This window comes from Nitrosomonas sp. Is79A3, from assembly GCF_000219585.1.
Taxonomy (GTDB): domain Bacteria; phylum Pseudomonadota; class Gammaproteobacteria; order Burkholderiales; family Nitrosomonadaceae; genus Nitrosomonas.
On the sequence record NC_015731.1, the window covers coordinates 1805436 to 1829625 of the forward strand.

The following is a 24190-nucleotide window of genomic DNA, read 5'->3' on the forward strand; positions in this document are numbered from 1 at the left end:
AGTGTCAGTCATAAAAGGAGTTTTGCCATGTCTATTCTGATTAATCGCAACAGCCGCGTGATGACGCAGGGCATTACCGGTAAAACCGGGCAATTCCATACACGTATGTGCCGTGATTATGCAAACGGCAAGGAGTGCTATGTCGCAGGCGTGAATCCGCGCAAACCCGGAGAGGATTTTGAAGGCATACCGGTTTATGCATCTGTCAAGGAAGCCAAACAGCAAACCGGTGCGAATGTTTCCGTCATTTATGTGCCGCCGTCTTTTGCCGCAGCGGCGATAGATGAAGCCGTAGAAGCCGAACTGGATCTGGTGATTTGCATTACCGAAGGCATTCCGGTGCGCGATATGCTCCGCACGCGCTACAAAATGCAGGGTAAGAGAACCCGGCTAATCGGCCCGAATTGTCCGGGAATCATCACGCCGGATGAACTCAAGATCGGCATTATGCCGGGTTACATTCATAAAAAAGGCCGCATTGGCGTGGTTTCTCGTTCGGGCACATTGACCTATGAAGCCGTGGCACAACTGATGGCGCTGGGATTGGGGCAATCCACTTGTATCGGAATCGGCGGTGACCCGGTAAATGGACTGAAGCACCTCGACGTTTTGCAATTATTCAATGAAGATGACGAAACCGATGCCGTACTGATGGTCGGTGAAATCGGCGGCACCGACGAAGAGGACTGCGCGCGCTGGGTGAAAGATAATATGCGAAAATCAGTCGTCGGATTTATCGCCGGCGTGACCGCGCCACCCGGTAAGCGCATGGGACATGCCGGGGCGATTATTTCAGGCGGTAAGGGAACGGCACAAGAAAAACTGGAAGTGATGGAATCCTGCGGTATCAAAGTCACCCGCAATCCGGCTGAGATGGGAAAATTGTTAAAATCGGCTTTATAATTTAATCTTTTCCGCAATTATCAAAGGTGCTATGCATGCGTTATCGTTTATCGTTTTTTATTTTTTTAGTGGCGTTAGTCGTTTCTGCTTGTAGCGGAGTGCCGGAGAAACAACAACTTCCCGCCAGAAAACCTGAACGCCCGGCAGGCCCGTTACCGGAAAGCGCGAAACCGAAATACAACTTAACCGGCTATCCGTTGAATACTCAGCAAGGCTATATCGATGGCTGTGAAACTGCCAAAAGAACCAGTTGGGCGTTTAAAGACCTGAATCGCTATGATAAAGATGATCAATACCGGATGGGTTGGGATGACGGATTCTCGATGTGCAATGGGAAGAAATAGTAACTAAGCGGTTACTGACAGAATGATCCGTATTTGCCTGTATCTCAGTCTGTTGATCCTGCTAAGCGCACTATCGGTTTCTGTATTTTCCAATGAACTGCCCCTTACCGTTAAACAAAAACTGCTACAAGCCGCCATTCCGGAATCCGCTATCGGTGTGTATGTACAGGAGATTGGTGCGAATCAGCCGATTGTGGCGGCTAATGCCGATGTGGCAATGAATCCTGCTTCGGTGATGAAGTTATTGACAACATATGCCGGACTGGAATTACTCGGGCCTGCGTATACTTGGCCGACTATACTGTATGCCAATGGCAAAGTCACAGATGGTGTTTTGGATGGCGACCTGATCATTAAGGGGTATGGTGATCCCAAACTGGATTTGGAGAATTTCTGGCTGTTGATTCATCGTTTGCGTCAAACCGGATTGCATGAAATTCAAGGTAATCTGGTTTTGGATCATTCGCATTATGATATTCCCAATGATGATCCCGGTGAGTTTGACGGGCAGCCTTATCGCACCTACAACATTCTTCCGGAAGCATTGTTGGTGAATTACCGCACATCCACGATACATCTGTTTCCGCAACCGGAAAAGAATTCAGTGCGTGTCGCTGTTGATCCATTGCCGGAATCTTTGCAGGTGCAGAATAACTTGAAGCTTACCCAGGGTGCCTGTGGAGATTGGCGCAACTCACTGTCGATTGATGCGATTGCGGATAAAGAAGATAAAAATAATTTTACCGTGGTTCTGAACGGTAGTTTTTCCAAGCAGTGCGGCAAACAATCGTATATGTTGAGTCTGCAAGACAGCGCCATCTATACGCGGGATTTGTTTAAACGCCTATGGGCACAGCAGGGCGGTCTGTTTCATGGCGATGTGATCGTGAGTGGGACACCAAAGGGTTTGTCACCGCTTAAGATTTATCAGTCCCCGCCACTGGCGGATGTCATTCGGGGCATTAACAAATTCAGCAATAATATTGCAGCGCGGCAACTCTATTTGACACTAGGCACGGGTGAGGTGGTAAGCAATAATTCTCCGGCTACTTTGGCAAAATCGGATGCGGCTATCCGGCAATGGCTGGCAACCAAGCGCTTGAATTTCCCGGAATTGGTGGTGGAGAATGGCTCCGGGTTGTCACGCAAGGAACGGATCAGCGCCCGGCATATGGGACAGCTTTTGCTTGCGGCTTTTAAAAGTCCGGTAATGCCGGAGTTTATTTCGTCACTTCCCATTGCGGCAGTGGATGGAACTTTGAAAAATCGTTTTACGGATACACCGGTGAAAGGTTTGGCGCATATGAAAACAGGTGCGTTAAACGATGTGCGCGCACTGGCGGGATATTTGCTGGACAAAATGGGGCGGCGTGTCATTGTGGTCTTCTTTGTCAATCACGATCAAGCCGGACAATCCCGTGTTGCGATGGATATGCTGGTGCAATGGGTTTATAACCGGCAATAAGGCATCTCTAAAAATCTAAATTTCGTCACAACACTTTGTTGCTCGTAAAAGATGTTTCCTTACATATCATACATATACTGCGTAACCATTTTTTTCTCGTGGCTCGTTTTGTTTAAAACTTTGAATTTTTAGAGGTGCCCAATAGTTATTTCTGTGTTGATACCAGGCCTATTGATTCCAAGTACTATTCGGCGTAGAGTTCCAGATCAAGGTAGATTATCTATTTTGTAGTCAGTTGTTCCCATCAACCCTAGAGGGAGTACACAATATGATGAATGAATATAAATCTCTTCCTGTGCAGTATCTGACCGGCACTGTACAGATATCCAAACCCGCTTCACCAAACCCAGTCACATTGGATTCACCCGCATCTGAGGTAATGACTGATTTGCGTAAATTGCATGCAGCCGTCATCGCGCCAAATATCACCATGGAAGTTGCCAATAACTATATGATGCATCGTGGTGTGCGTACATTGCTGGTTATGAATGACGATAATTCATTGGCGGGAATTATTACTGCAACCGATATTCTGGGCGAGAAGCCCATGCGGTTTATTCAGGAAAGGGGTATTAAGCACAGCGAGATTCTGGTGCAAGACATGATGACGCCGCTGGAGAAACTGGAAGCAATTCCATTGGAAGAAGTGACGCATGCCAGAGTCGGTAACATTGTGGCCAGTTTGCGCGAAAGCGACCGGTTGCACGCGCTGGTGATAGACGAAAATACCATCGGACTATCCAGGATATGCGGTATTTTTTCTTGGACTCAAATTGAGAAACAGCTTGGTACAGTCATTCCGCCCAACAATGTAGCCAAGAGTTTTGCGGAAATTGAATCGACGTTGATTGCAAGTTAATTAAAAAAATCAAACCAGTTCATAAGCTTTCTGAGCTGGTTTGATTTTTTGATCAGGACTAAGTGATAGCAGCTCTTCATCTTCCATCTTTTTAGTCTCTACGGGTTATATTTCCCACCGCTTGCAGCTGGGATTATATGTATGAGCGAATATATTAATACGAGTCACATTGTCACGATTAAACAGTATCACTTGGTATTTCGGCAAAGTACAGATGGATTGTTTTTGATGAGCAAGTTGATGTTGTCCTCAAAGATTTTTTCCTTGGAGTGGCGGAGCGTTATCAATTGAAGTTTTTAGAAAATGGTACTGATAAGGATCATTTTCATTTTTTTGGCGCAGAGTTCGTGCCAACCCATAGAGTTAATAAGTTTTTGTGTTTATTATTGATCCGGCCATTAAATAGTTTTAAGCGGCATATTTTACGTACGGATCTTGGAAGTAAGAAGCAATGCGCTCTGGATTATTCTGCAGCATCAACATATGATCATCGACAGCGGCATGTAATTTCTCCTTGGTACGCACCGGAACTTTCGAACCGATAGCCTGCTTCAAATCTGAGTTTAATCTTTCTTCTGGATTTAATTCCGGACTGTAGCTGGGTAAATAAAAGCATTCGATCTTTTCCTTATTTTCTTCCAGCCAAGCCTTCTCTGGTTTGCTGTGGTGCACTCTCAAATTATCCAGGATCAAGAACACTTTCTTCCCTGCATCCTTGATCAGTAGTTCGAGAAATTCAATGAGTCTATCTGAATTGAAATTTCCATCAATAATCTGCCAGCGTGCACAGCCTTTGTTGGTTACAGTGGCAATCATTGACAACCGTTGCCGCGTGCCAGGAGCGTAGGTCACGGGTGTTTTTCCCTTGGGTGCAAAGCCACGTCCTCGCACATCCGTATTGACTAATCCTGTCTCATCACCCCAGTGAATCTCCCCGCCTTCAGTTTGAGCGCGCTTGGCAATATCCGGATATTGCTCATTGAGCCATTGCTTTACCGCCTCCGGGCGTTGTTCATAAGCACGTCGGATCGGCTTCTGCGGGGTAAATCCCCAACGCTTGAGGTAGTGTCCCACCGTGCGTATCGGCATGGATATGCCACATTCCTGCTCAATTAACTGTCTTATCGCCCCACGATTCCACAACGCAAAATCCATCTTCAGTTGCTCAGGACGCTTATCACAAATAAGCCGTTGCAATCTCAACTCCTGCTCTTCGCTTAGGCTGCGTTTGTCACCCGTACGTCGGCCGCGTCTACCAGGCTTTAGTCCAGCTGCACCACCTTCTTCATAAAGTCGAATAATCTTCTTCACAGCCGTGTCGCTCAGCTCCGTAACCTGCGCTATTTGCCCAGGTTTCCCGCCTCGCTTGTGAAGACGAATCACTTGCCGGCGACGTTCATGCAGCGCTTCATCTCTTAAGGTTCTTGCATCTATTTTTTCCATCCTCCTACGACATGCAAAATCAACAAAAATCAAACTATTTATTGGCCGGATCTATAAGAGCATAACTGCATGAGAAACTTTCAAGCGATGCCCTCAGATTATTGATCCGGCCATTAAAAAGATTTATTGGAACTCCGTATTCCGGTCTTCTCTGCTATAAAAAATCGAACTGTTTAATAGCCGACTCTATAAGAAAAAATTATGGGTTGGATGTGTGTTTTGTCACAGTTTTCCATTTCTTTATTAATTAGAATAAATTTTGGCAAAAAAATTTACCTAAGCATATCTTAGTAATGTAATTACAATAAACATTAAATCAGAGTAGTCAAGGAGAAAAATATTTTTTCCATTTTTTTCTTAAAAAACAATAAATTTCGTATTCTTTTAAATTAAAGCTGAGCAAAGTCAAAATACATCAGATCATATAGATTAATGTAAGGAGATATCAATGCGCATAGAATTCAAAGAAGTATTTGAACAAGAAAAAAGATTTGTTCAAGCTCGTCGTAAGCATACGATCCCTGAAGAAATCGACAATGAAAAATCCGAACCGGAAGCTTTAATTGGTCTTGCAATATCTGGTGGTGGAATTCGTAGTGCCACTTTTGGTTTGGGCGTTCTAGAAGCACTAAATGAAAAGGAATTGCTCAAGAAAGTCGATTATTTATCCACTGTATCTGGAGGAGGATATATCGGTGCTTGGCTAAGCGCCAATTGTCATAGAAATGAAAATTGGCTAAAAGGAAAAACAGGAGAAGAGGAAGAAAACAGAGAAAGGGTAGAAAAGGAGCTAGGAGAAAAAGAGAAAAAACCAGATGGAGGGATGGAGTGGGGAAATTCCATCGCTTATCTTCGTCGTTATTCTAATTACTTGTCGCCGAAGATGGGTTTATTAAGTGCCGACACATGGTCTATGGTGACTGTATGGTTACGGAATACTCTCTTGATTCAAATCATGATCTTTTTATCTATAGCTTGCTTATTACTGGGAATGAAAGAGTTGGTTGAATTTTTTGATTGGGCCTCGAAATATGAATCTTATTCAATTCATTATTCAATTCTTTCGCTGCTTCTACTGTCCTTTACTTCTATTTGGATCACTTTATGTCTTAACAGCTTACACAATAACAATTCTAATTCTTTGCCTGAAAGGCGAATCGGACAAGAAGCAATTCAGTGGATAGTTGTTGTCTTAATGTTGGGTACTTTTTTCCTTACGATTTCGTTTTGGGTGCAAATTCCGCACTACCTAGCAGGTGAGGCAAGAAAAAATTTTGGAGACATTATATTTCCAGTAGGGAGGAATAATTGGTTATTATTTGTGTGGATATTTTTGTCATCCATTTTCTATATATATTATTCTATCGTTAATCGTGCAATTCTAATAAGAATAATTAGTGGAATATTTATCGGAATAGGTGTAACTGCAGTATCGTTGTTACTTATTTCTGCCATTTTATTTGTTGTGACGGGTTGGAAAATAGAAGGGAATGATTATGCTAAATTCCTGGCATTTGCCTTTATACCACCAGCGTTATTTGGCACCTTCTCATTCAGTATTGTTCTGCAAATCGGTATGCTGGGTCGAGCATCAACAGATTATTTTAGAGAGTGGTGGAGTCGTTTTGGTGCATGGCTTGCCATTTATGGATTTACTTGGATGGTGGTTATTTTCTTTATCTTCCTTGGTCCTTGGATAATCGAGAAATACACTACGAGTGGAGGTGATGTTGGGCATTTTGTGGCTGCTAATATTGCTTGGATTGGAACAACGTTGGCAGGCTTATTTGCTGGAAAATCAGTTGATACCAACGGGATAAATAATAAAGGGGGTAGTGCAAAACTCAAAGAGATCATTGCCAAGATTGCTCCGATTGTTTTTATTTTTGGATTATTTGCGCTTATATCGGTAATCCTGCACCTATCAATTGGTGCTTATTCAGATGTACGTTGTTATGATTTTGGTTCTCTGATTTTAGTGGGTGATTTGGGGGATATTGCAATTGCTTTTACAATCTGTTTTCTAGGAGTGTCAGTTTTTGCTTGGCGTGTTGATATTAATGAATTCAGTCTGAATGCTTTTTATCGACATCGGCTGACACGGTGCTTTTTAGGAGCAAGCCGTCATCAAGAAGATCGTAAACCACACCCGTTTACTGGATTTGATGCTAAAGATGATATCAAGCTAGCTGAATTGCTTGATGAAAAGGAAGTGCCGCGAGGACCGTTGCACATTATCAATTGCGCGCTAAATCTTGCTGGCTCAAGCGATTTATCCTTACATACTCGACACAGTAGTATTTTTACACTGACACCACTAAGCAGTGGTAGTTCTTATTCAATTAAAAATCAGAATAAAAGTAAAATAGAGATTATTGGTTATATGGAGACTAATAAATATGGCGGAGAAGAAGCACAACCTACACTTGGTCAAAGTATTTCTGTGTCGGGTGCTGCTGCCAGCCCCAATAGTGGCTATCATACTTCAGCGCCGGTTGCTTTTCTTATGACTCTGTTCAATGCTAGACTTGGTTGGTGGTTTCCCAATCCAAGCAAATCTGCCTGCCATAATCCATCACCTTTGTTTAGCTTTAGGTATATATTGAGTGAATTGTTCGGCTGTGCTAATGAGAAATCAAGTTTTCTTGCCGTTTCTGATGGTGGACATTTTGAGAACTTAGCTGCCTATGAATTGATTAAGCGAAAATGTAAAGTAATTATTATCAGCGATGGTGAGTGCGATCCGCAACTGCAATTAGAAGGATTGGCAACATTAATTCGTATTTGCAAAGTTGATGGCTTAGCTGAAATTGACATTGATGCGAGAGCAATTCGACCACCAAATAACCTTGGCTGGAGCCGTGATCGTTGGGCAGTGGGAAAAATTAAATATCTAAAAGATAATATTGACGGACCGGATACAGGCTATCTTATTTATTTAAAAGCATCGATGAATGGTTGCGAGAATACTTCTATTTTACAATATAAAGCTATCCATCCAGATTTCCCACACGAAACTACAGGCGATCAATTTTATGCAGAAGATCAATTTGAATGCTATCGTAATTTGGGGAAAGAAATTACTAAAGGATTACTTGATAAAGTCAAAGATGGAGACAAATTTGTAAATATTGCAGAAGAGTTACACGAAATCAACACGCCACAGTTGGTAGATCAAGCACAGTTCATTCAACATGCTGATCAATTAGTGGACATTTGGAAACAGTTAGGCTCTGATAAGAATCTAGAGTCACTGGCTGATGAATTACGTTCCCTTGAAAGTGTGCCGAATCGCGCGGTATTTTATATGTGTAGCGAAATGATTCAGCTAATGGAGAATGTTTACTTGGATTTGAATTTGGAAGAAACTTGGAATCATAAAGATAATGAAGGTTGGAAAAGATTATTTGAGAATTGGGCAAGAAATCCACAAATAAACGAAGTCTGGAAGAAAACACAAGAGACTTACGGCAAACGATTTATTTCTTTCTGGAATCGCCATTTAATGGAAGAAATCTCGTGAATGCTTCCTAATAAAGACTGGTTTAACCCCACAGAAAGCTGTGGGGATTCAGATTCTACTATCCAGTCCATTTTCGGCAATTTCTGCAGCGCGCAGTATTGCTTTGGCTTTATTCTGCGTTTCGATCCATTCATTTTGCGGAACCGAATCGGCAACAATTCCTGCACCTGCCTGGACATGTAATTGACCATCTTTGATGACACCGGTACGGATTGCAATCGCCAGATCCATATCGCCATTAAATCCCAGGTAACCTACTGCACCAGCATAGATACCGCGTTTGGATATTTCCAGTTCGTCAATGATTTCCATGGCGCGTACTTTAGGGGCGCCACTGACTGTTCCTGCCGGAAACGTCGCGCGCAGCACGTCGATAGCTGTCAACTCAGGTTTTAGTTTACCTTCCACATTGGATACGATGTGCATGACATGCGAATAATTTTCTATTTGCATTTTTTCCGTTACTTTTACCGTTCCGGTTTGCGCAACTCGTCCAATGTCGTTACGGCCTAAATCCATTAGCATCACATGCTCCGCCAGTTCTTTCGGATCGGCGAGCAAATCCGCTGCTAGTTCGGCATCTTCCTGAAGATTTTTTCCACGGGGCCGGGTACCTGCAATCGGTCGGACTGTAACGGTATCGCCTTCAAGACGCACCAATATTTCCGGAGAAGCACCCACGATATGAAAATCATCAAAATGATAGAAGAACATATACGGTGAAGGATTAAGGCTGCGAAGCGCGCGATACAATGACAATGGAGACGCACTAAAAGGTTTACTGGTGCGCTGAGACAAAACGACTTGCATAATGTCACCGTCATAGATATAGCGTTTTGCCCGTTCGACAGCAGCTTTGAAGCCGGCTTCAGGAAATTCAGATGCAGCAGCCCCGGAACTAACGGATTGCTCGGTTGGAATGGCTATCGATTGACGAAGCTTGACCAATAAAGTTTTTAAGCGATTGCGCCCGGATTGGTAGGCATTCTCATTTTCCGGATTGACATAAACAATCAGATATAACTTGCCGGACAAGTTATCTACCACAGCCAATTCTTCCGACAGTAACAGTAGGACATCCGGCGTATTCAAAGTGTCCGGTTTCGCATGACCTGCCAGTTTGTGCTCAATGTAGCGCACAGTGTCATATGAGAAGTAGCCAACCAAACCGCCACAAAAACGGGATTTTCCAGCCGGACAGGGTGCTGCCCTGAATTGCGCCAGATAGGATTCGACAAATGCCAGGGTGTCGTTCACTTGAATTGTTTCCGATTTGCCATCAGCGATTGTGGTAACTGCATTGCCGCGCGCTTCAATCCGTGCTGTTGCCGGTAAACCAATAAATGAGAATCGACCAAAACGTTCCCCGCCTTTGACGGATTCCAATAAATACGAATAGGGCTGGTTAGCCAGTTTCAAATAGATGGATAAAGGGGTATCAAGATCCGCGAAAGTTTCCAGCACTATTGGGATGCGATTGTATCCTTGCTGCACGAGCTTGTTAAATTCGGCTTCGGTCATCTTGGTTTTTTAAGACAGTCTTTTAATGAGTTTTGATGCATCTAACAATGATTCGACAATTGCATCACAATCAAGCTCGTATACATTGCGCCCTTCGTTATAGCCATAAGGAACGCAGAACACATGGCAACCGGCAGCTCTGGCGGCAATGGCATCATTCAGTGAATCGCCAATGAGCAAGGCTTCGTGCGGTTGCGCATCAAAATGCTTACAAATATGCGTTAATGGCATCGGATCGGGTTTTTTTCTGGGTAGACTGTCACCGGATAACACGATCTCAAATTGATCATATAACCCAGTCGAGCGCAGCAGCGGCAGGGTAAAAGCCTCAGCTTTATTGGTGATACAGGCTAATTTGAAATCTGCCTGTTGCATGGCTTTGATGCCTTCCAGCACGCCCGGATAGGGGCGGGTGTTTGCACTCAAATTATTGGCGTAATGCTTTTCGTAAATAGGCAATGCTTTTTCAAATAAGGCAGCATCGGGTTCACCATCCAGTTGCCCTGTCAATGTGCGTTTTACCAGTTTTTGTATGCCTTTGCCGATATACGAGCGGATCGTAGCTGTTGATTGTTCCGGTAATCCCAAATCTTTTAACATCAGGTTTGCGGATAATGCGAGATCGTCGGCGGTATTAAGCAGCGTGCCGTCCAGGTCTATCATGATCACTTTGACCGCTAGCGGAAATTCGATTTTTTTTGTAGAGGCATTTACGCTGCCAGAAAGACTATGATTCATTTGAATATGCAGAATAGCAATATGCTAAATAGGATTGTTAGAAAATTATACTTTTGCTAATTCAGCGCGGAATGCTGCCAAGACGGTGTCATAACGATGCGGGTCGCTGTCTTTACCGGCCGAATAAATAGCTGATCCAGCTACAAAGGTATCCGCTCCGGCACGGGCGATTTCAGCAATATTATCCACTTTAACACCGCCATCAATTTCCAGCATGATATTTTTGCCACTCGCATCGATGCGTTTTCTGACGGCACGTAATTTGTTCAATGCTTCAGGAATAAATTTTTGTCCGCCAAACCCGGGATTAACCGACATGATGAGGACCAGATCCAGTTTGTCGAGCACATGATCCAGATAATGCAGGGGAGTGGCTGGATTAAACACCAAACCGGCTTTGCAACCTTGTTCTTTAATCAATCCAATCGTGCGATCAATATGATTAGATGCTTCGGGATGGAATGAAATGATATTGGCACCTGCTTTGGCGAAGTCCGGAATAATACGATCGACAGGTTCAACCATCAGGTGCACATCAATCAATGCGTCAGTGACGGGACGAATGGCTTCGCATACCAAAGGGCCAATGGTGAGATTAGGAACATAATGATTATCCATGACATCAAAATGAACAATATCTGCGCCTGATTCAATAACGGCGGTGATTTCATCGCCCAGTTTGGCGAAGTTGGCTGATAAAATGCTCGGTGCAATGCGGTACATGAAAACCTCTCAATAAACAAATCCGTTATTTTAACCGTAAATCGCAGATTGCGCGTAAAAGAGTGGAAATTAATGCTTAAATTATCCTGATTAATACGCCGGATACTTTTTCTTGATACACTATCAAAAAGTGTATGGAATGAAATGATGGCCGAAGAAAAAAAATATGAAATTGATGTCAGTATCCGCACGGTATATCTACCGGATCAATCCGATGAGGATGCTGAAAGGCATGTATTTGCTTACACCATAACTATTGCGAATACGGGAACTGTAACTAGCCAATTAATCAGCAGGCACTGGATCATCAATAATGGGGATGGAACAACTCAGGAAGTGCGTGGGCTGGGCGTCGTGGGGGAGCAGCCGTTACTTAAGCCGGGTGATAGCTTTGAATATACCAGTGGAACGGTGATTTCAACCCCTGTGGGATCGATGAAAGGGAGTTATCAGATGGCGGCTGAAGATGGCGTGCATTTTGATGTCGCGATACCGGAATTTATATTGAGTGTACCCAGAATTCTGCACTAGGATCTCTGGGTTATTAATCATGACATTATGTTAGTTGCTTTCAAGCCTCCGGTATGTTCATGACCGGCAAACTCTACCTGATCCCAACGCCTATCAGTCAGGAAAACATTGCTTGGGCACTGCCATCGGCGGTCCAGCAGTGTGTCGCTGATATCGCGCATTTCATTGTCGAGCATCCCAAAACGGCAAGGCAATTTCTTAAACAAATTGATTGTAAACATTCATTACAAGAATTAAGCATGCAAACCTTGAATGAGCATACGCCAGCAAAAGATCTGCTGGCATTGCTCGATCCAATATTCGCCGGGCACGATGTAGGATTGTTATCTGAAGCGGGTTGTCCAGCAGTGGCGGATCCTGGAGCCGAATTAGTCAGATTGGCGCACAAAAATAATATCAAAGTTGTGCCTTTAGTCGGTCCCTCATCCATTTTGCTGGCGCTGATGGCGTCTGGTTTGAATGGTCAACGCTTTACCTTTCATGGCTATCTGCCGGTTGAAAGCACAGCGCGAGCAAGCAGAATAGTGGAGCTGGAGAAATTATCGATCAGTCTGAAGCAAACACAGATTTTTATCGAGGCGCCTTACCGCAATCAGAAATTGCTGGAGCAGTTGGTTAATGTCTGCTGTGACAGCACCGATTTGTGTATTGCAAGTCACCTTACTTTTTCCAGTGAGCTGGTTGCCACAAAATCCGTTAAAGAATGGAAATGTTCTTTACCGGATATCAATAAGATACCGACAATTTTTTTACTGCATGGGTAGCTCTTGCAGAAAGCGTATCGCTAAATCGGTGGTCAAGGGTATTGTAGGGTCAAGCTGTTTTTTTCTGGATAAATTCTATTTTGTATCCGTCGGGGTCTTCCACAAATGCAATAATTGTTGTGCCATGTTTCATCGGACCTGCTTCGCGGGTTACTTTTCCGCCCAGTTTCTTGGTATTCTCACAGGCCTGATACGCATCATCAACTTCAATGGCGATGTGGCCAAAGCCTTCCCCTAGGTTATAGGACGAGGTGCCCCAATTGTGTGTCAATTCAAGGGCAGTGCCGCTTGCTTCATCCTCATAGCCTACAAATGCAAGAGTAAATTTGCCATCCGGATAATCTTTGCGGCGCAGTAATTTCATGCCCAATACCTGCGTGTAAAACGTAAGAGACTTTTCGAGATTGCCAACTCGAAGCATGGTATGCAAAATGCGCATTTATATTTTTACCATTTCAAAATCTTCTTTGCGTGCACCGCATTCCGGGCAGGTCCAATTAATCGGCACATCTTCCCAACGTGTGCCCGGTGCAATGCCTTCATCCGGAGATCCTAGGGCTTCATCGTAAATAAAGCCGCAAATTAAACACATATAACGATTGTAATTACGATTCTCTTCGGTAGGCATGATAGATAGCAATTTCCTTTTAGGTTAAAATGATATTTTACGGTATTAATGCATGTTACAGCCACCCCCTATCGTACTTTCTTTTGCAGCCAATGACCCCAGTGGTGGAGCCGGCCTCCAGGCTGATATACTCACCATTGCCAGTATGGGGTGCCATCCATTATCAATTATAACGGCGATAACCGTTCAGGATACGGCTGGTGTCGAGGATGTGATGCCCCTGGATTCTGAATGGGTCGCTGATCAGGCGAGAGCAGTTTTGGAAGACATGCCTGTTCATGTCTTTAAGATTGGTTTATTAGGCAGCGTTGAGATCATCGCTGCTATTGCGGAAATTATTTCGGATTATCCGCATATTCCTTTGGTCATGGATCCTATATTAACCTCGGGGCGCGGCGATGAGCTGGCAAACGAAGAAATGATCGATGCGATGCGTGAGTTGTTACTGCCACAAGTTACGATATTAACGCCCAATAGTCTGGAAGCCAGGCATCTTGCACAGCAGGAAAATGACGCTAATGAAGTCAAGCTGGATTTGAGTCTTTGTGCACAAAGATTGCTACACATGGGGTGCGAGTATGTGTTGATAACTGGCACGCATGAGAATTCAGCGCACGTGTTGAATACTTTGTTCTCTGTTGATGGTGTTATGCGTACCGATGAATGGGAAAGGCTCGAAAATACTTATCATGGATCGGGTTGTACTTTGGCGTCAGCGATAGCAGCTTCATTAGCCAATGGATTATCTGTCAGCGAAAGTGTTATCGAGGCACAGGATTACACCTGGCACACGCTGCAAGCCGGATTTCGTCCTGGAATGGGACAATATATCCCCAACAGACTTTTCTGGGCTAAAGAGATAGAAGATACCGAGAACGAGAACGAGAACGAGAACGAAGAGCCAATCATTGAGAAACCCAAAAATTAACGGATTGTATGCGATTACACCAGAACTTGAAAATACGGGTGGCCTGCTCGACAAGACGCGGCAAGTGTTGGAAGGCGGGGCGCAACTCATACAATATCGGAATAAATCAGCCAACAGGATTCTGTTGAAAGAGCAAGCCGGATTATTATTGCAGTTGTGTAGAGAGTACACTGTTCCTTTGATTATCAACGATTACCTTGATCTAACCATTGAGATTGGTGCGGATGGATTACATGTCGGTCAACATGACGCAGCAATAGCAAAAGCAAGAAATCAATTAGGGGACGATAAAATTATCGGCGCTTCCTGCTATAACAATCTGAATTTGGCGCTTCAGGCTGAAAAAGAAGGGGTAGATTATGTTGCCTTTGGTGCTTTTTTTCCTTCATTGACTAAGCCCAATACAGTTTCTGTTACGATGAATTTAATCGCTGAAGCCAAAAATAAAATAACTGTTCCCATTGTCGGGATTGGAGGCATTCGATTGACTAATGCCAAAAAGGTTATTCAAAGCGGATGTGCTGCAATAGCCGTTTGTAATGATTTGTTCCAATCCGTAAACATTAAAGCCAAAGCAGCACAGTATGCGCAATTATTTGCAGAAACGAATTAGCGTCTTTATAACCTGTTTTTATTTATAATTTTTATCATGAGTAACCAAATGACTTCACGCAATCATCAATTATTTGAACAATCCCAGCAATATATTCCAGGCGGTGTTAATTCTCCTGTTCGCGCATTTAAATCGGTGGGTGGTGAGCCTATTTTTTTTCAACGGGGAGAAGGCGCGTATTTTTGGGATGCCGACGGTAAATCGTACATTGATTATGTGGGTTCATGGGGTCCCTTGATTCTGGGCCATGCACATCCAGACGTGGTGAAAGCAGTGCAAAAAGCCGCACAAAATGGCTTAACCTTTGGCGCGCCGACGGAGGCAGAACTGGACATTGCAAAATTGATTTGTCAGTTGGTTCCTTCCATCGAACAAGTCAGATTGGTGAGTTCCGGTACTGAAGCGGGGATGAGCGTAATTAGGCTGGCGCGCGGGTTTACCGGCAGAAGCAAAATAATTAAATTTGAAGGCTGCTACCATGGTCACGATGATTCTTTGCTGGTTAAAGCGGGATCTGGTGCATTAACTTTCGGGAATCCAAGTTCTGCCGGTGTGCCGGCTGAAACCGCCGGGCATACGATTGTTCTGGATTACAATGACATACCCGGCATTGAAGAAGCATTTAACAAATGGGGGCAGGAAATTGCTGCAGTGATTGTTGAACCGGTCGCAGGCAACATGAATCTGGTTGCTCCCAAGGCGGATTTTCTTGCCAGACTGCGGACATTGTGTACGCAGAGCGGCAGTGTACTGATATTTGATGAAGTCATGACGGGATTCCGTGTTGGTCTTGGGTGCGCGCAAGGGCTTTATCAGATTGAACCCGATCTGACTGCATTAGGTAAAGTGATTGGTGGCGGTATGCCGATGGCTGCATTTGGCGGGTGCCGCGATATCATGCAGTGCTTGGCACCACTGGGTCCGGTTTATCAGGCAGGGACACTTTCCGGCAATCCGGTGGCAGTTGCGGCAGGATTAGCTACATTGAAGCAAGTGCAAGTACCCGGTTTTTATGAAAAATTAGGAAAAAGAACGCAACAATTGGTAGATGGAATTACGGCGGCAGCAAAAAATCATGGCATTGATTTTTGTGCACAATCAGTCGGTGGTATGTTTGGGCTGTATTTTAGAAAGAATATTCCCACTAGCTTTGCTGAAGTGATGCAATGCGATAAGGAAGCTTTTAACCGGTTCTTTCACGCGATGTTAGACGAAGGAATCTATTTTGCACCATCGGCATTTGAAGCTGGCTTCGTATCGTCAATGCATGGCGATAATGAATTAGAGAAAACCTTGTCCGCAGCAGAGAAAATATTCAAGAACTGGTAAGGAAAGTAGTCTGAGTAGCGCTTATAGATAATAAAAAAGGCGGCAGATGCCGCCTTTTTTATTAAACAGCGATAGTAAATTCTAACGCATGGTGGAAATGTAGGCTGAAATTGCCCGTTTTTCATGTCCGTTCAAGCGGGTAATCACTTGTTGCATGACATCCTTATCATTTGCGCGGTCACCCGTATTAAACAGATTCAATTGTGTCAGTGTGTATTCGGCATGCTGTCCAGCAATTGCGGGATAGCGTGGTGGAATACCCGATCCATTGGGACCATGGCAGCTTGCACAAGCGGGTACGCCATTTGCGAGACTGCCGCCATGATAAAGAAGTTTTCCAAGCTCAATTAATTTATCATCATCAACAGAAACTTGACTTGGAATTGTCTTTTGCTGGGCGTAGTAGGCACCCAGTTGTTTCATATCTTCCGGCGTAAGTGCAGCAACCATCGAAGACATGATAGGGCTATTACGTTTAGGCGGTTCATTATCAGTTGCTTTAAAATCCATCAACTGCTTGGTGATATACTCAGCATGTTGTCCAGCCAGGATAGGGTTCATCGGAATGACACTGTTGCCATCGGCATTGTGGCAACCTGCACATACGCCAGATGCGATTTCTGTAACAGTCGCTGGAGCGGCATTCGCGGCGTCCGTTGTTTCAGCTGAAAGCGGTGCAGCCATTGCGAGTGCTGCGAGCATTACCATATTCTTAATCATTTTCATATTTCTATTCCGTTTTTAAAGGCAATCAAAAGTTGGTAGGTTTGTTTGAGAATTAACGGTATATTTTAGCAAGGCACAAGAGCGTTAACAACAAAATTAAGTTAATCTCTACTATTTAATATTTTATTTTTCAATGAAAATAATCTTTATTATTTTACTGATGATTAATATCGCTTATCAGATTGGTATAAGGTTTCAGTTTACCGAACAAAATGCAACCAATGCACCGGTATTAATAAATCCCGAAAAAATAATATTAGTACAGGTGAACGAGGATTGTCTGGTGTGGGGTAATTTTTATGAAGAGCAAATACGGTATGCTGAAAAGGTGCTGACAGAGTTATTTCCTGATTTGTTTTATAGCCAGGAAGAATCCGGCGATACCACTATGTATTGGCTATATATTCCACGACTTCCGAATAAAGAAGCCGCCAATCGTGAGATCAACAAATTACGCAATCTTGGCATTGTCAGTTTTCGTGTAAAAGATGACAGCAAATGGGAGAATGCCATATCGCTCGGCATGTTTTACGATCAACAGGATGCACTGAAACAATTCAGAGAGATTGAAAAAAAGGGAATTACAAATGCTAAGATAGAAGACCGCCGCGTTATACTCAAAAAAATTGTAATTCATAACCCAACGCACCGGATTAAAGAGCAGATGCAAAAATTAGTTGAACAATTTGATGACACGCAATTGGCGCAAGGTAAATGTGAACGTTCATGATATACAATGCGCTGTGAAGCTGCATAATCATAGTTCTTAAATTTTTTAGAAATCGCAGCTATTTTCATAGCTATCACTGAATAATCAATAAGACAATAATGACGGTATCTATAAAAACACCGCAAGAAATTGAAAAAATGCGTATTGCGGGACGGTTGGGTTCAGAGGTTCTAGATTACATAACCCCCTTTGTTGTGGCGGGCGTTACTACCGAAGAATTGGATGTGCTCTGCCATAATTACATGGTGGATGTGCAGAAAACGATACCCGCGCCGCTGAATTATGCACCCTCAGGGCACACCCCCTATCCTAAATCTATCTGTACTTCGGTAAATAATCAGATATGCCATGGGGTACCCGGGCAGAAGAAATTAAAAAACGGCGATATTATTAACATTGACATTACCGTGATTTATGAAGGTTATCATGGGGATACCAGCCGGATGTTTTATGTCGGCGAACCATCCATACAGGCTAAGCGTTTATGCGAAGTGACTTTTGAAGCGATGTGGCGGGGCATCGATGAAATAGCACCGGGAAAACATCTGGGTGATATCGGACATGCCATTCAGAAACTGGTTGAAGGGGTGGGATATAGTGTGGTCAGAGAATTTTGCGGGCATGGGATTGGCGCAAAATTTCATGAGAGCCCCCAAGTGCTCCACTATGGACGTGCGGGGTCAGGTCTGGAACTTAAACCGGGAATGATCTTTACAGTCGAGCCGATGATTAATGCCGGAAAAGCAGCCATTCGCCATCTTCCGGATGGCTGGACCATTACCACCAAGGATGGCAGCCTGTCGGCGCAATGGGAACATACCATCCTGGTTACTGAAGATGGGCATGAGGTTCTGACGGTATCGGCGGGCGCTCCCGTTAAACCCGTCTACCGTTTTGCAAGTTAAGCTTTTCATTCCGGAATTTTATTGACTATGACACGAAGTTATCACCGCACACCCGCGCAAATCCGCCCCGTTAGAATCACACGCCACTATACCAAGCATGCCGATGGATCCATTTTAATCGAATGCGGCGACACCAAAGTCATCTGCACAGCCAGCATCAGTGAACAAGTTCCTCCATTTTTGAGAGGGCAGGGGCAAGGGTGGTTGACTGCCGAATACGGCATGCTGCCTTGCTCAACGCATTCACGCATGCAACGCGAGGCGGCTAAAGGCAAACAATCGGGGCGCACGATGGAAATTCAGCGTTTGATTGGACGGGCTTTGCGCGCCGTTGTTGATCTAAAGCACTTGGGAGAACGCACCATTCAAATCGACTGTGATGTGATACAGGCCGATGGCGGCACCCGAACCGCCAGTATAACGGGTGCTTTTGTAGCTTTGCACGACGCGGTCGAAAAATTAATTTACCGGCAGCTGATTGAAACCACGCCAATCATTGACCATGTGGCGGCGATTTCGGTGGGCATTCACCAGGGAATCCCGGTACTGGATTTGGATTATATTGAAGATTCTTCGTGTGACACGGATATGAATGTGGTGATGACTGGAAACCTGAGGATGATTGAAGTACAAGGAACTGCGGAAGGGGCCGCATTCAGCCGCATAGAATTGGACAGTATGCTGGATATGGCGCAGTACGGCATCCAAGAACTGATCGCTTTACAGAAAAAAGTTTTGGCACAGGATACAGCAAGTCATGGCTAAGCTGGAAAAACTGATTATCGCGAGTAATAATCAAGGTAAGTTACGTGAAATAAACGCCTTGTTGGCGCCTTTATCCATTGAAATAATACCGCAATCTGATTTTAACGCAGGCGAAATTGATGAGCCGCATGGTACCTTTGTTGAAAATGCACTGGCCAAGGCACGCCATGCCTGCCGCTGTTCGGGATTGCCGGCGCTGGCCGACGACTCGGGGATTTGTGTCAGCGCCTTAAACGGTGCACCCGGTGTGAATTCCGCGCGGTATGCCGGAGATCCAAAATCCGATGACCGCAATAACCTAAAATTAGTCGAAGCGCTTAAAAATAACTCAGACCGGCGCGCTTATTACTATTGCGTGATTGTGCTGGTTCGTCATGCCGATGATCCGCAACCGATTATCGTCGATGGTTCGTGGTATGGTGAAATTATTGATCAACCGCGGGGAGATGAGGGGTTTGGTTACGATCCGTATTTCTTTTTGCCCGAGTTTGGTAGAACATCGGCTGAGCTCTCTGCTGAACAGAAGAATTTAATTAGTCATCGCGGTAAGGCGCTGGCACAATTGGCGGAAATTTTACGTGCTGGGAAATTCTAAAAACCAATAACCTGCAAAATTTCCTTGGTTCGTCAGAGTAATTCTTCTCAGAAACAAAAAATTCTCAATTCTAGATCTGGTCCCATACTTTGGGTGGCCCCATACTTTGCTCATCGATCTCCAACAAAAAACGATACATCGCCAATCTTAATCATAAAGGCTATGTCACAATTGGTTGTTGAAAATGACCTGCAAACTAACACGATTTATTTTTAATCAATTGGTTATATGTTTTTATGGTTATCAAAAAATCATTTGCCATCAGTGAATTGGAAAATTCAACAACTAACTGCTACATAGCCATCATAAATTTTATTTTCAATAATTGTGTGTGACCTTACGTACAGACACTTCAAGCGCAAATCTAGATAGTTATAGTTTTATCAATAGGAAATGCGTTATGAAATCCACTCCAGAATTATCATTCTCAATCCCAGCCAGACCAATTCCAGAACACATCCCACCGAGTGATCCTCCTCCCGATGTAATCACACCAAATCACGAACCTACACCAGAATGGCCTCCCCGGTCTGCCCCTCCCAGTAAAAACCCTCCACTGAGCGATCCCGAGATTCCCGTGCCCGAAAGATTGAACAATTGTACTGTTGTTATATTGCCGTGCATTTACTCATAACACCCCCCCGGTAGGTTTTTCATACGTGTATACCCTTAAGTATTCGACCTTATAGAATTTATCAACTAATTTGTGTAATCTATTTTCTCACCCACTTATTTGGAGGTGTACCATGTCAACAAATAAAATTTATCATAAAGAACCAGAGGATAGCGCAGTATTTTACGCTGTGATAATCGCGTTTTCAGTGGTAGGATTATTCGTGTGGAACATATTCTAGCTGATATCTACAACCCTTCCTTAACCGCCCGCAAGGCGGTTATTTATTGCTACTCCATCTAAGTGCGTTAGCGAACTGAATCATAAATAAATCGTGTAGATAATTATTACTTATTAATTTATAAATGGAGTGATATATCATGAAATTAGGAAAGTTATTTTTATCGTTGATCACAAGCGCCGCTCTTTTGATAGCGAACAATTCTGCTTTTTCGGATTCATCAACAAAAAATCAGAAACCCGTAGAAAATAGCGAATATAACTCCCTATCGGCACCTACCTCAAAATCTCCTCATGACACAAATGATCAAAGTGTTAACAACCGGAATTTAAGCAAGCGTCCTCCTGTTGATCCATCAACAAATAACAAGCCTTTTGATGGAGATGAAAAAAAGAAAACCTCCAGCCACCAATCTAAACATGATTAAAACTTCATTCAAATACTAAGCACCCGCTACGGCGGGTTTTTTATTGCCCATCATAACCGTAATTTTTTACCAGCTGGCCGCATGCCACGCTCGATTTCTTTCTTCGTTCTTTCGAAATTCTGCTTCATTTATCCGTAACACGCTGCTTGAACTCTTCGCGTCATCTTACCCAATACCAGATGAATAGCGCCGCACCAATCGTTCCACGTCCGAAGTAAGACAGTGTCAATATACGAGGTCGCGAGTCAAGAAAAGCGCCAATAAATCGCAATAGCTGTTTTCAGATACAAATAATCTCTTCTGATTCATCAATGACGTGAATCATGTTTATCCACGATATTTCCCATAACATTTGAAATGTAAAACACGCAAACTACCCAAGCTGCTCTCGATGATGTCTCAAATGATCATTGATAAACGAGCTGATGAAATAATAGCTATGATCGTAGTCCTGGTGGTAACGCAATGTCAGTTTCTGTCCGGCTGCGGCGCAGGCATTTTCCAATCGATCCGGATGCAATTGTTCGGCCAGAAATTGATCGTTCAATCCCTGATCAATCAATAATTCCGGAACGCGATGACCTGCGGCAATCAGTGCGGTCGCATCGTATTTCTGCCAGTTTTCCTGATTTTCACCCAAATAATTGCGGAAAGCTTTTTGCCCCCAGGGACATTGCATCGGTGCGGAAATAGGAGCAAATGCCGAAACCGAGCGATACAATCCGGGGTGACGCAATGCCAATGTCAATGCGCCGTGCCCGCCCATCGAATGACCAAAAATACCCATGCGATTTTTATCGGCAGGGAAATGTTCGATAATGATTTCGCGTAATTCCTGGGTAATATAGCTTTCCATACGATAGTAGCTGGACCAAGGTTCAACGGTCGCATCCAGATAAAACCCCGCACCCGCACCAAAATCCCAGCTATCGGTTTCACCTGGAATCCCGGTCTGGCGCGGACTGGTATCCATGGATACTAACATCAGCCCATATTCAGCGGCATAGCGCTGCGCACCGGCTTTGATCATGAAGGTTTCTTCGGTGCAGGTCAGCCCGGACAGGAAAAACAGTACCGGAACGCGTTGATGCTTCGCTTGCGGTGGCTGATACACCGAGAACCGCATGGGCAAACCGATAACCGCGGATGGATGCTGGTAAAAGCCTTGCATGCCGTCAAAACACGAATGTTGACTGCGGGTTTCCAGTGTCGTCACGATCAGTAAATCACTACGGAGCGGATCGATTCGCCGCTTTTCATTAAATTAAACCCTTCATTGATATTATCCAGCGTCAAGGTATGCGTGATTAGCGAATCGATATCAATTTTTCCTTCCATATACCAGTCGACAATTTTAGGTACATCGGTGCGGCCACGCGCGCCGCCAAAAGCGGAGCCTTCCCATTTGCGGCCGGTAACGAGCTGGAAAGGACGCGTACTAATTTCAGCGCCAGCCTCCGCCACGCCGATGATGATGCTGCGTCCCCAGCCTTTATGCGTACATTCCAAAGCCTGGCGCATGATTTTGGTATTACCGATACACTCGAAACTGTAGTCTGCACCGCCATCGGTCAGTTGCACGACAGCATCGACGATATTAGGCACAGCAGTAGGGTTGATGAAATGCGTCATGCCGAATTTGCGTGCCATCGCTTCGCGCTGCGGGTTGATGTCGATGCCTATGATTTGGTCGGCACCGACCATGCGTGCGCCTTGAATTACATTCAGCCCGATTCCGCCCAGACCGAAAACCGCGACATTAGCGCCAGCCTCGACCTTGGCGGTATAAATCACCGCGCCGATGCCTGTCGTCACGCCGCAGCCGATATAACAAACCTTATCAAAAGGCGCATCCTCGCGAATTTTTGCCAGTGCGATTTCAGGGACAACGGTGTAATTGGAGAAAGTGGATGTGCCCATGTAATGGAACAGCGGTTTCCCATCCAGAGAAAAACGCGAGGTACTGTCCGGCATCACACCGCGTCCTTGCGTACTGCGGATTGCCTGACACAGGTTTGTTTTTTTGGAAAGACAGAATTTACATTCGCGGCATTCCGGTGTGTAGAGCGGAATGACATGATCGCCTTTGCGCAACGATTTGACGTTATGGCCGACATCGACCACTACACCGGCGCCTTCATGACCGAGAATAGCCGGGAACAAACCTTCCGGATCGGCACCGGAGAGAGTGTAATAATCGGTATGGCAAATGCCGGTGGCTTTGATTTCTATCAATACTTCGCCGGATTTCGGGCCTTCCAGATCAACTTCTTCGATCGTTAACGGTTGACCGGCTTTCCAAGCAACAGCGGCTCTTGTTTTCATCAGAATATTTCCTTTTTATTAGTGCGAAGATGTGCCAGCAGACCCTGACTGGCTTCCTCAACCATATCCAATACCAGTTCAAAGCCTTGATTCCCGCCAAAGTACGGATCGGGCACCTCGACATCCGCATCAGCTTGAGTACTGTATTGCATGAATAATTGAATTTTGTTGGTATGTTGTTGAGGACTGCGCTGTTGCAGTAAAGAAAGGTTTTCCTTATCCATCGCAAGAATGTAGTCGAATTCCTCAAAATCGTTTGGTTGAACTGCACGAGCCCGCAAATCGTGCATCTTGTAGCCGCGCTGCAGTGCTGTGTTCTGAGCACGGTGATCAGGTGGATCGCCAATATGATATGCATGCGTGCCAGCAGAATCCACGTCGATCATATGATCAACACCGGCTTCTTTGACTAAATGCCGGAAAACTGCATCGGCTGTTGGCGACCGGCAAATGTTTCCCATGCAGACAAATAATACTTTTATCTTTTTATTTTCGTTCATAGCAAATCATTAGTGTAATAGGATTTCGAAAGTAGCAGGTTCAAGCAGAAA

At 44.4% G+C, this 24190-nt stretch carries 25 protein-coding genes; 15 read left to right on the forward strand and 10 right to left on the reverse strand.

The window, feature by feature from the left end; translation table 11 throughout:
* The first annotated feature begins 27 nt into the window (after nt 1-27).
* The 4 genes from sucD to NIT79A3_RS08340 all read left to right on the forward strand — a co-directional run bounded on the left by sucD (nt 28) and on the right by NIT79A3_RS08340 (nt 3571).
* Complete coding sequence (gene sucD / locus NIT79A3_RS08325) at nt 28-903, forward strand: succinate--CoA ligase subunit alpha (protein WP_013965770.1); 876 nt, start codon at nt 28-30, stop codon at nt 901-903.
* A gap of 35 nt (nt 904-938) precedes the next feature.
* Nucleotides 939-1247, forward strand: coding sequence for a hypothetical protein (locus tag NIT79A3_RS08330; RefSeq protein WP_013965771.1), 309 nt, complete (start codon nt 939-941; stop codon nt 1245-1247).
* 22 nt (nt 1248-1269) lie between these two features.
* A complete protein-coding gene (dacB, locus tag NIT79A3_RS08335) occupies nt 1270-2712 on the forward strand; it encodes a D-alanyl-D-alanine carboxypeptidase/D-alanyl-D-alanine-endopeptidase (protein ID WP_013965772.1) in 1443 nt (480 codons plus the stop codon).
* A gap of 268 nt (nt 2713-2980) precedes the next feature.
* Nucleotides 2981-3571, forward strand: coding sequence for a CBS domain-containing protein (locus tag NIT79A3_RS08340; RefSeq protein ID WP_013965773.1), 591 nt, complete (start codon nt 2981-2983; stop codon nt 3569-3571).
* Nucleotides 3572-3979: 408 nt separating this feature from the next.
* Here the strand turns inward: NIT79A3_RS08340 and NIT79A3_RS08345 are convergent, their stop codons facing one another.
* Complete coding sequence (locus tag NIT79A3_RS08345; RefSeq protein ID WP_013965774.1) at nt 3980-5014, reverse strand: IS630 family transposase; 1035 nt, start codon at nt 5012-5014, stop codon at nt 3980-3982.
* A 448-nt stretch (nt 5015-5462) separates the two neighbouring features.
* Here NIT79A3_RS08345 and NIT79A3_RS08350 point away from each other — a divergent pair, with 448 nt between their 5' ends.
* The gene (locus NIT79A3_RS08350) at nt 5463-8537 is read left to right on the forward strand and encodes a patatin-like phospholipase family protein (protein WP_013965775.1); all 3075 of its coding nucleotides are present in this window, start codon (nt 5463-5465) and stop codon (nt 8535-8537) included.
* A gap of 48 nt (nt 8538-8585) precedes the next feature.
* Here NIT79A3_RS08350 and trpE read toward each other — a convergent pair whose 3' ends face one another.
* Genes trpE through rpe form a run of 3 tightly spaced genes read right to left on the reverse strand, consistent with a single transcriptional unit; the run spans nt 8586 to nt 11519 of the window.
* Nucleotides 8586-10058, reverse strand: coding sequence for an anthranilate synthase component I (gene trpE / locus NIT79A3_RS08355; protein ID WP_013965776.1), 1473 nt, complete (start codon nt 10056-10058; stop codon nt 8586-8588).
* Nucleotides 10059-10067: 9 nt separating this feature from the next.
* On the reverse strand, nt 10068-10796 hold the full coding sequence (locus NIT79A3_RS08360; RefSeq protein WP_013965777.1) for a phosphoglycolate phosphatase: 729 nt from the start codon (nt 10794-10796) through the stop codon (nt 10068-10070).
* 45 nt (nt 10797-10841) lie between these two features.
* Nucleotides 10842-11519 (reverse strand): ribulose-phosphate 3-epimerase, encoded by a 678-nt coding sequence (gene rpe / locus NIT79A3_RS08365; RefSeq protein ID WP_013965778.1) that lies wholly within the window; start codon nt 11517-11519, stop codon nt 10842-10844.
* A gap of 147 nt (nt 11520-11666) precedes the next feature.
* Between rpe and apaG the strand changes: the two genes are divergently transcribed.
* Nucleotides 11667-12050, forward strand: a complete 384-nt coding sequence (apaG, locus tag NIT79A3_RS08370) for a Co2+/Mg2+ efflux protein ApaG (protein ID WP_041360257.1) — start codon at nt 11667-11669, stop codon at nt 12048-12050.
* Between the two features lie 59 nt (nt 12051-12109).
* The gene (locus NIT79A3_RS08375; protein ID WP_013965780.1) at nt 12110-12814 is read left to right on the forward strand and encodes an SAM-dependent methyltransferase; all 705 of its coding nucleotides are present in this window, start codon (nt 12110-12112) and stop codon (nt 12812-12814) included.
* Between the two features lie 49 nt (nt 12815-12863).
* Here NIT79A3_RS08375 and gloA read toward each other — a convergent pair whose 3' ends face one another.
* Both gloA and NIT79A3_RS08385 read right to left on the reverse strand, forming a co-directional pair.
* A complete protein-coding gene (gene gloA / locus NIT79A3_RS08380) occupies nt 12864-13253 on the reverse strand; it encodes a lactoylglutathione lyase (protein WP_013965781.1) in 390 nt (129 codons plus the stop codon).
* Nucleotides 13254-13442 (reverse strand): rubredoxin, encoded by a 189-nt coding sequence (locus tag NIT79A3_RS08385; RefSeq protein WP_013965782.1) that lies wholly within the window; start codon nt 13440-13442, stop codon nt 13254-13256.
* Nucleotides 13443-13494: 52 nt separating this feature from the next.
* Here NIT79A3_RS08385 and thiD point away from each other — a divergent pair, with 52 nt between their 5' ends.
* Genes thiD through hemL form a run of 3 tightly spaced genes read left to right on the forward strand, consistent with a single transcriptional unit; the run spans nt 13495 to nt 16312 of the window.
* Nucleotides 13495-14370: a bifunctional hydroxymethylpyrimidine kinase/phosphomethylpyrimidine kinase gene (thiD, locus tag NIT79A3_RS08390; protein ID WP_013965783.1), complete on the forward strand. Its 876-nt coding sequence runs from the start codon at nt 13495-13497 to the stop codon at nt 14368-14370.
* 4 nt (nt 14371-14374) lie between these two features.
* Nucleotides 14375-14983: a thiamine phosphate synthase gene (thiE, locus tag NIT79A3_RS08395; protein ID WP_348225765.1), complete on the forward strand. Its 609-nt coding sequence runs from the start codon at nt 14375-14377 to the stop codon at nt 14981-14983.
* A gap of 48 nt (nt 14984-15031) precedes the next feature.
* Complete coding sequence (gene hemL, locus NIT79A3_RS08400) at nt 15032-16312, forward strand: glutamate-1-semialdehyde 2,1-aminomutase (protein WP_013965785.1); 1281 nt, start codon at nt 15032-15034, stop codon at nt 16310-16312.
* Nucleotides 16313-16393: 81 nt separating this feature from the next.
* Here the strand turns inward: hemL and NIT79A3_RS08405 are convergent, their stop codons facing one another.
* Nucleotides 16394-17038, reverse strand: a complete 645-nt coding sequence (locus NIT79A3_RS08405; RefSeq protein ID WP_013965786.1) for a cytochrome c4 — start codon at nt 17036-17038, stop codon at nt 16394-16396.
* 133 nt (nt 17039-17171) lie between these two features.
* On the opposite strand from NIT79A3_RS08405, the gene NIT79A3_RS08410 reads away from it, so the two are divergent.
* From NIT79A3_RS08410 to NIT79A3_RS08430, 5 genes are all read left to right on the forward strand, one after another.
* Complete coding sequence (locus NIT79A3_RS08410) at nt 17172-17768, forward strand: SPOR domain-containing protein (RefSeq protein WP_013965787.1); 597 nt, start codon at nt 17172-17174, stop codon at nt 17766-17768.
* A gap of 98 nt (nt 17769-17866) precedes the next feature.
* Entirely contained in the window at nt 17867-18673 is an 807-nt protein-coding gene (gene map / locus NIT79A3_RS08415; protein WP_013965788.1) for a type I methionyl aminopeptidase, read from the forward strand.
* A gap of 27 nt (nt 18674-18700) precedes the next feature.
* Nucleotides 18701-19438 carry a ribonuclease PH gene (gene rph, locus NIT79A3_RS08420; RefSeq protein ID WP_013965789.1) on the forward strand — a complete coding sequence of 246 codons (738 nt, stop codon included), beginning with the start codon at nt 18701-18703 and terminating at the stop codon, nt 19436-19438.
* 1 nt (nt 19439) lies between these two features.
* The gene (rdgB, locus tag NIT79A3_RS08425; protein WP_198009417.1) at nt 19440-20033 is read left to right on the forward strand and encodes an RdgB/HAM1 family non-canonical purine NTP pyrophosphatase; all 594 of its coding nucleotides are present in this window, start codon (nt 19440-19442) and stop codon (nt 20031-20033) included.
* Nucleotides 20034-21026: 993 nt separating this feature from the next.
* Nucleotides 21027-21314: a hypothetical protein gene (locus NIT79A3_RS08430; protein WP_013965793.1), complete on the forward strand. Its 288-nt coding sequence runs from the start codon at nt 21027-21029 to the stop codon at nt 21312-21314.
* 373 nt (nt 21315-21687) lie between these two features.
* On the opposite strand, the gene fghA is transcribed toward NIT79A3_RS08430, so the two are convergent.
* Genes fghA through NIT79A3_RS08445 form a run of 3 tightly spaced genes read right to left on the reverse strand, consistent with a single transcriptional unit; the run spans nt 21688 to nt 24139 of the window.
* Complete coding sequence (gene fghA / locus NIT79A3_RS08435) at nt 21688-22530, reverse strand: S-formylglutathione hydrolase (RefSeq protein ID WP_013965794.1); 843 nt, start codon at nt 22528-22530, stop codon at nt 21688-21690.
* Nucleotides 22531-22532: 2 nt separating this feature from the next.
* Nucleotides 22533-23639: an S-(hydroxymethyl)glutathione dehydrogenase/class III alcohol dehydrogenase gene (locus tag NIT79A3_RS08440; protein WP_013965795.1), complete on the reverse strand. Its 1107-nt coding sequence runs from the start codon at nt 23637-23639 to the stop codon at nt 22533-22535.
* Nucleotides 23639-24139: a low molecular weight protein-tyrosine-phosphatase gene (locus NIT79A3_RS08445; protein ID WP_013965796.1), complete on the reverse strand. Its 501-nt coding sequence runs from the start codon at nt 24137-24139 to the stop codon at nt 23639-23641. Before NIT79A3_RS08445 ends, NIT79A3_RS08440 begins: the two co-directional genes overlap by 1 nt.
* Nucleotides 24140-24190 lie beyond the last annotated feature (51 nt).